The organism is Paenibacillus sp. FSL P2-0121, from assembly GCF_037975345.1.
Lineage (GTDB): Bacteria > Bacillota > Bacilli > Paenibacillales > Paenibacillaceae > Paenibacillus_AQ > Paenibacillus_AQ odorifer.
Window position 1 is genome coordinate 3,104,101 of the sequence record NZ_CP150245.1, and the last position, 12,478, is coordinate 3,116,578.

General features: G+C 44.0%; 11 protein-coding genes. 6 read left to right on the top strand and 5 right to left on the bottom strand.

Features of this window, described 5'->3' with window-relative positions:
- Both MKY54_RS13680 and MKY54_RS13685 read right to left on the bottom strand, forming a co-directional pair.
- Complete coding sequence (locus tag MKY54_RS13680) at positions 1-660, bottom strand: response regulator transcription factor (protein WP_076135640.1); 660 nt, start codon at positions 658-660, stop codon at positions 1-3.
- 214 nt (positions 661-874) lie between these two features.
- The gene (locus MKY54_RS13685; RefSeq protein WP_339190775.1) at positions 875-2,365 is read right to left on the bottom strand and encodes a 4-hydroxyphenylacetate 3-hydroxylase N-terminal domain-containing protein; all 1,491 of its coding nucleotides are present in this window, start codon (positions 2,363-2,365) and stop codon (positions 875-877) included.
- A 204-nt stretch (positions 2,366-2,569) separates the two neighbouring features.
- On the opposite strand from MKY54_RS13685, the gene MKY54_RS13690 reads away from it, so the two are divergent.
- Positions 2,570-2,947, top strand: coding sequence for a BlaI/MecI/CopY family transcriptional regulator (locus MKY54_RS13690; protein WP_076189933.1), 378 nt, complete (start codon positions 2,570-2,572; stop codon positions 2,945-2,947).
- 5 nt (positions 2,948-2,952) lie between these two features.
- Positions 2,953-5,172, top strand: a complete 2,220-nt coding sequence (locus MKY54_RS13695) for a M56 family metallopeptidase (RefSeq protein WP_339190779.1) — start codon at positions 2,953-2,955, stop codon at positions 5,170-5,172.
- A 165-nt stretch (positions 5,173-5,337) separates the two neighbouring features.
- Here the strand turns inward: MKY54_RS13695 and MKY54_RS13700 are convergent, their stop codons facing one another.
- Positions 5,338-7,401: a methyl-accepting chemotaxis protein gene (locus tag MKY54_RS13700; RefSeq protein WP_339190782.1), complete on the bottom strand. Its 2,064-nt coding sequence runs from the start codon at positions 7,399-7,401 to the stop codon at positions 5,338-5,340.
- Between the two features lie 344 nt (positions 7,402-7,745).
- Between MKY54_RS13700 and MKY54_RS13705 the strand changes: the two genes are divergently transcribed.
- The 3 genes from MKY54_RS13705 (at position 7,746) to MKY54_RS13715 (ending at position 10,701) form a co-directional block, all read left to right on the top strand.
- On the top strand, positions 7,746-9,731 hold the full coding sequence (locus tag MKY54_RS13705) for an AraC family transcriptional regulator (protein ID WP_339190784.1): 1,986 nt from the start codon (positions 7,746-7,748) through the stop codon (positions 9,729-9,731).
- Between the two features lie 212 nt (positions 9,732-9,943).
- Positions 9,944-10,129, top strand: a complete 186-nt coding sequence (locus tag MKY54_RS13710; RefSeq protein ID WP_076126066.1) for a hypothetical protein — start codon at positions 9,944-9,946, stop codon at positions 10,127-10,129.
- Between the two features lie 113 nt (positions 10,130-10,242).
- Positions 10,243-10,701, top strand: a complete 459-nt coding sequence (locus MKY54_RS13715; protein WP_339190787.1) for a hypothetical protein — start codon at positions 10,243-10,245, stop codon at positions 10,699-10,701.
- Here the strand turns inward: MKY54_RS13715 and MKY54_RS13720 are convergent, their stop codons facing one another.
- Positions 10,702-11,082 (bottom strand): hypothetical protein, encoded by a 381-nt coding sequence (locus MKY54_RS13720; RefSeq protein WP_076126069.1) that lies wholly within the window; start codon positions 11,080-11,082, stop codon positions 10,702-10,704.
- Positions 11,083-11,166: 84 nt separating this feature from the next.
- Between MKY54_RS13720 and MKY54_RS13725 the strand changes: the two genes are divergently transcribed.
- Entirely contained in the window at positions 11,167-11,634 is a 468-nt protein-coding gene (locus MKY54_RS13725; RefSeq protein ID WP_076126071.1) for a hypothetical protein, read from the top strand.
- Positions 11,635-11,991: 357 nt separating this feature from the next.
- Here the strand turns inward: MKY54_RS13725 and MKY54_RS13730 are convergent, their stop codons facing one another.
- A complete protein-coding gene (locus MKY54_RS13730; protein WP_076183614.1) occupies positions 11,992-12,345 on the bottom strand; it encodes a DoxX family protein in 354 nt (117 codons plus the stop codon).
- Between the last annotated feature and the right edge of the window lie 133 nt (positions 12,346-12,478).

Below are 12,478 nucleotides of genomic sequence, written 5' to 3' on the forward strand. Positions count from 1 at the left end.
CTAGACCTGAACTTCCAAGCGGTAACCAAGCTTAAATACGGTTTTAATTCGTTCTTCCCAGCCTAGTTTTTTGCGCAGCTGTCTGATGTGAACATCTACGGTACGGGTATCTCCTTCAAAATCATAGCCCCAGGCTAATTCCAGCAACTTTTCCCTTGATAAAGCAATATTTCTGTTGCGGATAAGGACCTCAAGCAGCTCAAATTCCCTAGCGGTTAAATCTACGGGTATCTGATCCACCATCACAAGCCTCTCAAGATAACGTACCTCAACGTTTTCACAGAGAAAATTGGAAATGCCTTTTTCGCTCCTACGTAACACTACATTGATTCTTGCCAACAATTCAAGGATTTCAAAAGGTTTAATAATATAATCATCGGCGCCCAGTTCAAAGCCTTTGATGCGATCAGCCAGTGAATCTTTTGCGGTGATCAGAATCACCGGAATTTGTAAGTGAGCAATCCGCTGCATGATCTCAAAACCGTCCAGTTCGGGCAGCATTATATCGAGCAGAATTAAATCGGCCTTTTCACGTTCCAACAGTTCAATAACCTCCAGCCCGCGATAAGCCTTGCTATAGGTATGTCCGACTAATTTTAGATTCATAGTAATTAAGTCACTGATTGCACGTTCATCTTCTACGACTATGATATGGCCCATAGTTCATTGTTCCCTCCTAAGCTAGCAAATCACTTCCTAATGCTAATAAACTATAAACAACTTATTACAGAATTGTCCAGTGCAGGTATGAAAAAGCATCTAGTTCTTCCTAATTTGGTTTGTTGATACAGCTCAAAAAGGACTGAAAAAGAGAGCTGAAGCAGTCTCTTAATCAATCCTGAAAAACATCATTATAAACCTTCGCAACTCTTGATTAATTGGAAATTCCATCTGTTGTTGACTTAGACAAGTGGGCATCAGGGGCAATAAATTCGTGAACGATTTGACGAAAATACTCGTGATTATCATAGCTGTTGTACATACGCCAGGCCACTGTTTGGGAGTTGCCGAAAAATAACCGCTCGAACTGGGTTTGACGACCTCCGAATGCACCCGCTCCTAGTTCCCAAGCCAGCCGGAATAAGGCATTTCGATACCACGCATCCGAGACATTTCCCTTCAAATACTCATAAAGATACGAACCAGCGCTTGATGTAAAGTCGGCTTCAGAGGGGATCATGATGAGACCGCTTGAACTGAGGTTTTGAACCATTTCAACCATCTCTGGATAAAACTCTGAAAAGTGAATGGTTGAAGCCAACAGTGGCCCTTTATCTGGAACGAGATATCCAAATTTGTCGAGCGAAGCCCCTATTTCCGCTGCAAGTCTTAAGGCTTTGAAAGTTTCTAAATATGCTAATATTCTGGAAATAGGCAAAATCGTGTAGGACTCAAGGACAGCGTTTTGTTCTTCAGCCAAAGACTCTAGCATACCAAGAAAAAACTCGGTTTTTGCAATATAGCGGGTGACAATTTGGTGGGCCATATGCGTATGAAAGTTACTCTCGCCGAATAATCGGGAACAGTACCTCTCATCGCCATAATAAAATATACGAACATGAGGGATAAGTACACGGTCAAAGATAACAAGGGTATCCATTTCTTCATATCTTGAACTTAACGGATGGTCGTAAGTAGATGAGGCAGCGTAGCTTTCACGGCAAAAAAAAGTCATTCCCGGCAGATCATTAGGCACCGCAAAGGCAAACGCAAAGGGATTATCATCATCCACAAGTGAGGGTGAGGGAGTCGGGAATACAAGCATTTCATCGCAGGTAGCTCCCTGTGTTGCCATCATAAAAGCACCGGTAACAATCATCCCCTCATCATTGATTTCTACGACTTTAGCAGCGATAGAATCCTCTGTAGCATCAATCTGGCCGGATATTTTGCTGGCTTGAGGCTGGATGAAAGCATGGGATAAGGTAATATCATGATCTCGACAGAAGGCATAGTATTTTCTGAGGTTCTCAGCATATTTCGGATTATGATCCTCAAGGATATCAGCAGCTGTGAACAGAGACATGATGGCCGTATTCATATAATCGGGGGAACGTCCTAAAAATCCGTGATGTCTGTTGGACCAGAGTTCAATCATTTTTCTCCGGCGTTCTAAATCTTCAGCATTTTTGGGTGGAAGAAAAGATAAACCAACCGGATCTCCAGTATCAGGTGAAGGATAGGTCATCTGCGCCAAATAACGTTCATCACACTGCATGTTATACATTTCGGCTTGTGTTTGTATGAGACCTTGAAAGGCAGGGTGTTTGGATAAAGGACCTTCAACACGTGTTCCTTTGTACCAGATATTGATCTTTTGCCGGTCGATTCGTTCGATGTATTGATTACCTGTTTTTATAGGCATAGGTTCCACCTCTTTTGAAGTCATCTTTGACTAATAAAGCCGTATTATTGCTATTAATGTACGTAATCATGAATCTCCGTGTACATTGTCCATAAACCGTGGTGAGCTGGGAGTTTAGGGTTGACATAAACGATGCTGACTTGTATATTTTGGATATTGGATTACAAGTGTAGTCATACGGAGAAAAGAAAGGCGGATAGAATGATGTCTACGGAAACTCCAAAGATCTCGGATGCCGAGTGGGAAGTGATGAAGGTGCTGTGGGCAAGTGCCCCACGCACTGCAGGTGAGATTGTTGAAGCACTAGAAGGCAACAGGGACTGGAACCCAAAGACGGTACGGACGTTGATTAAGCGTCTGACAGAGAAACGGGCTATTGGTTATAACCAGACAGGTAGGGTGTATTCCTATTATCCGCTGGTGCGGGAAGAGGAATGTGTCCAATCGGAGACAAGATCCTTTCTGAAGCGGATCTACGGTGGAACTCTGCGCCCGATGTTGGTCAATTTTTTGCAGGATGAAAAGTTGTCCCGGGAAGATATTGAAGAACTGAAGAGAATTTTGGATGAACGAAAGGACTGAGCCGCTTGCTGGAAGCTGCATACAATCTGTTCGTCAAGGTATTGTCGCTGTCTGCCATGGCGAGCGTGCTGGCTCTGCTGATCTTATTGACCCGCTTCCTGTTCAAGGATCGTCTTAAACCTACTTGGACGTATCTTCTGTGGATACCATTGATCGTGAGGCTGGTTATACCTTGGGCACCTGAAAGCACATTTAGTATTTTTAATCTGTTGCCGCTGGAGAAAGAAACGGCGCAGAGTTCCTTTATTTCGTCAGCGCAATCGGAAGTTGGCTTTACTTATGTCCCAGAGTTGACCGGAGGGGAAAAGGAACCGCCGTCAGTTACTGGAATTGCAAAAACTGGACCTTTGCCGGGAGAATCGACATCGGATGTTATGGCACAAGTCAATCCGCAAACCGATTCAGGATGGCAGCCGATACATGTACTGGTTTTGGTGTGGTTTGGCGGAGCGGCGGTGGTGCTGGGCATGTCGGTTCGAGCGCAACTGCGATTTACCGCACGGGTTCGACAGGAAACGGAGATCCATTCCTCACAAATCCAACGGTTGTTCGTATCCTGTAAGCAGGAGATGCAGGTGCGTCGCCCAGTCAAGCTGATCGGGACGAAGCAGATTGCCGTACCGACACTACTTGGCGTTATGCGGCCCAAGTTGCTGCTGCCCACCTCTACTTTACACACTCTGGAGACGAACGGACTCCGTCATATATTCCTTCATGAGCTGGCACATGTGAAGCGCCATGACATTTCGCTAAATCTGCTGACAGGTCTGCTGCTGGCCATGCATTGGTTTAATCCTCTGTTGTGGTATGCCGTACGCCAAATGAAAGAGGATCAAGAGGTTGCCTGTGATGCTCTGGCCTTGAAGCATCTTGAACCAGCTTGCCACAGAAGTTATGCCTTGACACTTCTTAAATTGTTAGAAACCTTACCCGATCCGATCCGGTTGGCAGGTACAGCTGGCATTTCAAGCAGTAAAAAGGAAATGGAAAGAAGGATTATTATGATCACCAGGCACAAAAAATTTACGGCAAAAAGCTCAATGCTGGGCCTCGCTGTAATTATGATCTTAAGTGGCTGTACCCTTACAGGAGCAAAGCTGAATTCTGCATCAGCTCCGGCAATGAGCGCTCCTGCTACTTTTCAGGCAGAAGTGCAGGATAAAAATACCACGGCTTCCGGGGTTAAAGGCACTCTTTTGGCGGAAAAAAACGGAATCACGGTATTTGCTAATCCCACTGGGGAGAATACACTTTTGCATAAAGTCACGGTAGATGTGCGTGGTGAAGTAAGCCGTACGTTCTTGTGGAATGCAGGAGAAGATAAAACTCGGCCTCCATTGATTGAAGAAGCAGATGTGAACGGAGATGGAACGAAAGAAATTTTCATACGCATTACGACCGGCACGGGTACTGGACTTTCTATGAGTGAGATTCATGTGCTCCAGCCTGCTAGCTTGGAAGAGCTTGTGGTCGAAGATCCGATCGAAACGTTGAATCAGAAGCTGAAATCATCCATTACACATCGAAATAACCACACTTATGTATCTGCTGAACTGGACGGAAAGCATTTGACCAAAGTGTATGATTACACGGAGGGAGCTTGGGGAGAGAAGGTCGGATTTGGCTCTATAGTTTCATACGAACTGATAGATGACCAAATTGTAGCCCATATGTCCGGTGCGGCGTCTATGTCTGAGTTTCCGCTCGAAGTTATTGCCGTTTACGGGAAGAATCTGACCATTGAGAGCGCACAGATGTACTATGGATCGTTTATATCTCCACCACTCAGTGAACAGGATATCAAGTCCATGATGGAAAAACAGCTTCCGGCAAGTGGTTGGACCTTTAGCAAAGACGGAGATCAGTATAGGGTGGATATAGATCCACTGAATGGCGTAGGGGAAGGCAATAGCTATAAAATAAATCCGCTTACCGGAACGGTTCATGACGTAACTTCTGGCAGTCCACTGAGAAGTCTTGTAAACCGAGAAGCGATAGATCTGCGGAACATCTCTAACGGTACAGAATACCAGAAGGAACTGTATAAGTTACTCCAACCTATCTTTGATACAGAGGGTTTCAAGCCAACAGATACGGACTGGATTTCAGGCTTTATCGGGGATGGTTATTTGTTCAGTGATGTTAGGCAAGGAAGCAGGGAATTCACGATTAAAGTAGATGTCTTTACTGGTCAGTGGGAGGAAATTCCTGACCCGTATCAATAGTTAAGTTTCAAGGTCTGTACCGTATTATTGAAGAGACCATTACTAGCGAATTGAAACTAAAAGCAGCCAGTACGCGCCGATAGATTATCGGCATGCACTGGCTGCTTAATTTTTCTAGAAGGGAGGACAGTCTTACGACTGTGTAAATTACGGATGACTAAAGGACTATTCGACCTGGAACTGGTTTAATTCGTCCTGAAGCTTTTTGGACAACTGATTGAGCTGCAGGGACAGTTCGGCAACCTGTTCAATGCTGTCCAATTGTTCTTGCGTACTTGCGCTAACTTCTTCCGTTGAAGCGGAATTCTCTTCTGTAGTTGAAGAAATGATTTCGAGTGCCTGTAGGATTTCATCTTTGTGTTTATGGACTTTGGAGGTGTTGCTGCTGATTTGAATCATACGTAATCTTAAAGCCTCCAAATCGCTGTTGATGCTAAAGAATACCTGTTTCGTAGCCTGCACGGATTTTGCATTTTCTTCGGCAATTTCAAGTCCTTGGGCTGTGTATTCCACAGATGCTCTAGTTTTCTCTTCGATTTCATGAACCTTTCTGCCAATCTCCTGTGTAGCCTGTGCAGTCTGCTCCGCCAACTTGCGAACCTCTCCGGCAACAACGGCAAATCCGCGTCCCTGTTCTCCCGCACGTGCTGCTTCTATGGAAGCATTTAGTGCCAGCAGATTGGTTTGCGTAGCGATTTGATGTACCGTGTCCACGATGCTCGAAATTTCATGACGGCTTTGATCAATATCATGGATGGCAGACGATATCGAATGAGTGGAGTTATGATTTTCTTCTGCCCATTTTGATAACTGATCTAATACACCCAACCCCAGTTCGCTCTGGTCGGCAGAAGCCTGCACCATCGTCTCTATGGCTATGGCATCATTTGCGATTTCGTCAATTTGACCAGATAATGATCCGGTTTTTTGCAAAATCGTATCCGTTTCGATCGACTGATAGTTGGTTGCATTCGCAATCTCATTAATGGCTGTGGCTGTATCGTTCATCGTTATAGCTGTGCGGGAAGAAATAGATTGCAGATCCTTTGAGGACTGGTTTAATACCTGAGCGGAGGTACCCACTATTTGGAGCATCCCTTGAATTTTCTGGACCATGTTGAATATTCCGTTGGAGATTTGTCCAATTTCGTTGTTGGAATAGGCATCAAATTGAACCGTCAAATCCCCATTTTCCACCCGTTTGATTTTGGTAAGCAGCTTCGGTATGGATCTGAGCAGATAACGGAGCGTGATATACGAAAATAGAACGAGCAGAATCGCCGCTGCAACAAACCCGCCAATCGTAATCCAGGTGAACTTTTTTAATTCGGAGAGCACTTCCCGCTCTGAAATAGTTAAACCTACGGACCAGCCGGTATCTTTACTTGTAGCATAGCCGATGTAACGGCGTTCTCCGTTGTCATTAATCAGATGTACTCCGGATTCACCAGCGATCATTTTCTTGCCGATTCCCCCAAGATCACCTGGCAGCTCATTAATCTTTTCCTTTGTGACCTTAGACTGGTCTGGGTGATACAGAATATCACCTGTTTTGGAGGCGAGAATCGAATAACCTGTGCTGCCTAGCTTATAGCTTTCCATTATCTCAGGGATATTTTTAGACGCTATATCAACCGCGACAAAACCGATTAATGTATTGTTGTCATTTTTTATCGGATAGAAAATACCCATCAGCATATCACCTGTAGTGATGTCAATATAAGGATCGGAGTAGTACAGGCCGTCTGCTTCGACTGCTGGCTTATAATACGGCCGTTCTTTAATGTTAAAAGCAGCATCTGATGTCGTACCATTGTTGAGGATATAAAAACCTTTGCCGGCAGTACTAGCAATCCATGCATCTGCAAAAGTGGGTTCCACCTTTACAATGGCAGCTAGTGTCTTTGCTACTTCAGCGGCATGCGGAGAAGTCTTGGCCATTTCAGGAACTTCGGTGGTTTCGATGTATTGTTTGAATAAGTTATTCGTTGACATTTGCTTGACCAGTGAACCCTTTTCCTTAAATAGTGCATCAAATTGACTGACAAGTGCCTGTGTTTTGGACTGAAGCATAGATTCTTGTTGTTTCACAAGTATGCTGCGAGTGCTGGAAAACATAAAGGTTCCCAAGATTGAGAAGACGACAACAATAATAACTAAAAGTACAATGGACAAAGTATTTGCTATGCTTGATGAACCAAACCGCCTTTTTTTTAGTTGTTGTAACATGCTACCATCTCCCCCAAGTTGTCTCTGAGCAAATAGCTCATAAGAACATATCGGAAGATAGTGAGATTTTCGAAATAGTAATTTTGAGAATGAAAAAATTAAATTAAAATGGATGATGCACAGGATAAATCCTTGACTGGTGCGGGATTTCAAGATGGTGGGGGGAGAGGGAGATCTTAACAATTAGCCTGTAGCTTGGCACATTGCAGCTACTGATTAGAGGCGAATTGTTGTTTTTTTAGGTGATGCTTAACTGCCTTTATCAGACTTCTTGTTTGTAGATTGCTTCCAGCTCTTGCGGTTGATAATGATTATCAATTATACTTCCGATAGGAAGGAGGCGAGTGAAGATTTTAAATGCTGATGATAATTTGATGCTCTGGGATTATGCACATATCCGGCTGATTGATATTCGCCATATGTTGTTTAAGGCAGGAGACAAGCTGAACTCCTATAGGTTCCCGGCTGCAGGTTTTTTATATATGGTTCGCGGCAACGTGGTTTTTCGGCTCAATGGAAATAAACATGCTGCAGAACGTTTTCATATCCTACACAGCGGAAAAGGAGGGCAACTGGATATTGATTGGGTCAGGGAGGAAATGGAGTTTTATTTTATTTTCTATAAAGCCTCGCTTTCGCTAACGTCCGGATCAGGTGTACGTAGACTTTTTGAAAGAAACAGTCCTTTTCAAAAACAATATGAATTTGCTCCGAATGCTCCAGTGGCTTTGCTGTCTCAAGTAAAGGAGATGCACCGGAAATGGCTGGACTCAAGTTCACTTGAACGGATTCAGATCAAAGCAATGCTTTATCAATTTGTCTACGAAGTTGAGCGGCAAAGACAGGCATATGGAGTCTATTCCGTCAAGCCGGATCTGGTGGAGCAAGCAGTTCGATACATACGAGAATATTACAGTCAGCCTATTACCTTATCCTCTATTGCAGAGCAGCTTAATTATAGTGTGGCCTATGTGGCGAAGCAGTTCAAAAGCAAGACGGGTACCAGTCTGATTGATTTTCTTATTCGGACGCGAATAGATGAGGCGCAGGAACTGCTGCTAAATACCGATGCATCATTGCAGGAGGTTGCCGCCGGAGTGGGGTACACGGACCTGTCCTATTTCATCCGTATTTTCAAGAAAACAACCGGTGTGACTCCGGGTAATTTTAAGTCATTGGCCCTAGGCTCTGCCAAAGGATCAGATCGTCCTAAAATCAGGCTAAGATTGTCTAATGCAGGATGGGCTGAGCCAAGTTATATTGATAATGATCATGATAATCATTATCAATATAGAAGAAAAGGGGATTTACCGATGGTTAGAAATACAAAAATGTCAATGGGAGCAGCGATGCTGTTATGTCTGGTTTTAATGCTTAGTGCTTGTTCTTCAGGGAACAGTCCTGTTAATTCTGTGAATGCTGGCCCTAGTCCAGTATCCTCTGTGCAAACAGAGACAAGTCCACCGGACTCAGCCACCAATTCAAAATCTACAAGAGTATATAAAGACAGTCAGGGGCATGAGGTTGATATTCCAGAGCGTCCACAGCGGATTGTGCTGCAAGGTAATTCGATCGGAGACCTGCTGGCACTCGGGATTCAGCCGGTCGGTGTCGACCGCCGGTTTATTGAAGAATCAGTCTATTTGGATAAGGAGACAACCCCGGCACAGGATATTGGATTTCCTACAAATCTGGAACTTGTTTTGGATCTGGAACCGGATTTGACAATGCTGGGTTATGTGATGGACAAACAATATGAAGAAGTGTCCAAAATATCACCTACTGTTGTATTTGACCAGAGTAAACCCTTGTCTGAGCGTCTGCCTGTCATTGGTGAGATAGTGGGTAAAAAGGCTGAAGCAGAGCAACTGTTGTCCGAATATAATCGCAAGGCCGAGAATATGTGGAGCGGATTGCGTCAGGAAGGCAAACTTGCCGAAGGAGAAACAGCGGTAGTGCTGATTTATTATTGGAACAAGACAATGTATTTGATGAAAACTGGTGGTATTCCTGCACTGCTGTATCAGCCGCAGGGCTACAAAATGTCCGAGGCAGTGAAGGAAATCGAGCCGGCAGAAGGTGCACCCTATATTGAGGTCTCCCCTGAGCTAATGCATAAGATGCTTATTGGTGACCATTTGTTTGTCATCTATCCGGCCAATGCTGATGCGGAAAATTCCTTTAATGAGTTAATGAAAACTGCGTTGTGGAGCTCGCTCCCTGCTGTAAAGAGCGGAAAAGTTACTTTTGTGGAGACTAAATGGAATTATGACGATATGTTGACCAGCAGCATGCTGCTGGATGAGTTCCCTAAACTGCTGGCTAAATAAATGAGATCTCAGGTTAATCCGCAACAAAGAAGCAGAGGAGGAACTCGCTGCTTCTTTATTTTGTTTATAAAGTAAAGAGGGTTGAATATAGAATAGTAATCGGTCATTGTTTTTTGTTGATTAGCTAGACTCCACGAGTAGCATCGATTAATCTGAAGAAGTGGAATGCGGGTTATGATTGAATCGTCGACATAGATAAACGGAGGCTGACTATGACTTACTCACAGATCTGGAACAACTCAGGAAATGAAGCCGATATTCTTTATTTGGAGCAGCAGATTAAGGCCGTTAAAAAAGAAATAAAACGAGCAGAAGCTGCAGAGCTTCAAGAAATATTGGATCAAGCGAATCGTAAGCTGGCTGAATTGGAAGCGAAGCTGGACGAGCTTGAGGATTAGGAGCTCACCGCCCTTTTGTACCGTTTGAACTTTATGTTTCTGAATTTGCACCGGTGTCTATATAGTTTTATAATTGTAGTTTACTTAATCGTATTACTGGGAGGAATGGGGAAATGGATAAAAATAGAAAATATATGCTTGTCGGTGCGCTTCTGACAGGGGTAGGTGTCTCTTTGATGGCCTATACAGCAAGCCGCTATACTTCGTTTAAACGAATCGTAGTCAATACCATCCGTTTGGAAGAAATCGCCTCTCTAGAAATCTCGCGATTGTCTTCAGTTCCCGGTGAAAAGAAAGACATCATTATAACTGATCCTGCTGTTATTGAGCGGATTTTTGCTGATTTCTCTCATGTTCAATTAATGAAATCGGCCCGAAATGTCAGTTCTGACAAAAACTTCAGCTATTATATTACGATAGTTCAGGCTGACTGCAAGCAACGATTTGATATTATTTTAAAAAGCAGACAGCATATGATCATTTATGATAATGATTTAAGCAATCCTCACTTGAATGCCTATAAAATTATCAGCCCTTATTATCCGCAAGCACTGGAACAGGTTTTTGACTGATTATATAGAGGTGCGCAATGAAGTAATATCATAGCCCATTTCCTGCATAGCATCCAATCCATTTATGATCTCTATTGTCCGGGTGCCGTCCCAGCCTTTAGCCGTTCCATATTCGATCCATTCGCGGATACGCTGTGGATGATTTAGATTATAGACATCTTCAAAACCCTTTTTATGGTTTTGCAGCAGATAGCCTGTATTTAGCGGACAACCGGCAATAGGATCATCCCATGTTAGGAGTTGGATGCGGAGGGGGTGGAGCTTTACATTTTTATGATAAATCTTTAATTCAAGCAGACTCCGTTCGTCATGGATTCTCATGCCCAATATATAGCTGTATTCCAGTTCCCTGAGCGTGATAGAACGCAGCTTTTTTTTCATGAAAATCGCCTCTCATCCTAATAATTTTGTTATCATAGCAAGCATAGGGATATTTTTCAAGCAATCAACAGGAAGGATGTTTATATGAAGTATGAATTTGGGGTCATGGCATCCATTACAGAATTGGTGGAGTACCCGGATGAGCAGAGTGATACCTATATTCCGCACCCGAATTTTCAGATCATCATGGATCAATTGGGTATTACAGTACCCGTTGCTGAGATTTATGAACATTTTTTTGCCAACCCTGTTCACACCGGACATGTGCTCGTTTACAGCAATCCAGAGCAACCAAACGCTTGTATTGTCCTCGACACTTACCGTGATCCGCTGGACCAGCTAGACATGATTTATTTCGGATGGCGCTGTTCGTCCGAGAAAGACAATATCCGTGAGCTGTCCCGGCGTTTTTATGATGAATGTGAATTTGCGGTCCGTTATGAAGAAGGTCAATCCGTGCTTTACAAGGTGTTGAAGGAGGATACCTATCCGCGAAAATTTTACTATAATACCGTGTTTGAGCAGCAGTTGAAACGATACCCGGCAAAATAGGCGCTAGAAATACATAACCGAATCACTTAGCACAAAAATGCGAGTTCAGGGCAATGCCGCCCAGACTCGCGTTTTCTATATACCTGTTTTTGAAATGCTCTGCATCATTCAGGCAATTACTGTGCCGTCAGCAGCTGCTCCAGAATTTCGGCGCGAATCTTCAGCAGGCTCAGCTCCTTCAGTAGCCACTAGATTCTCCTCATACGAAATCCAATCCCTTTATCTACCCGCATACAACTTCACATTCTTGTACCCCGCTTTCTCCGGAGCAATCACGCCCGAGCCGCAATAGACCACGTTCTCCTGCCCGGTTCAAGGAAGCCAGGCTGTGGACAACAGATCGCCCTTCTGGTTCCTTTATAGTCTTCCAATTACCACGATCAACGCCAGAACCACAAAAAAGATATTCACGCCGAGCTCCCGGTACTCTTTTCGCCGAATATGAAACAGCATCCCGAGCAGTGCGACCGCAGTCAAAGCGATCGCGGCGATCGGCGTAAGCAACGGTGTTATGTTCAGCGCCCAAGGCAAAACAAGGCCCAGCGCTCCAAGTAGCTCCGCGATTCCGATCAGAACAACTAGACTTTTCGGCACATCATTTACCCAGGCCCATGTCTTTTTTGACGACTCGATGCGAACAGTTTTCATCCATCCCGAATATACGAAGCCTGCCGCCAATACGATTTGTACGATCCATAACGTCACATTCATCTTTTCTTTCCCCTCACTTGTTCGATTTCGATGTCAGCCTCTATACTAAAGTGAGAAAGCCCATTCAGGAAGTAGGCACTTAAACCTAACCAGGTAACCAAAAGTAAACCTTGGCAAGACCAGAAAGTGAGGA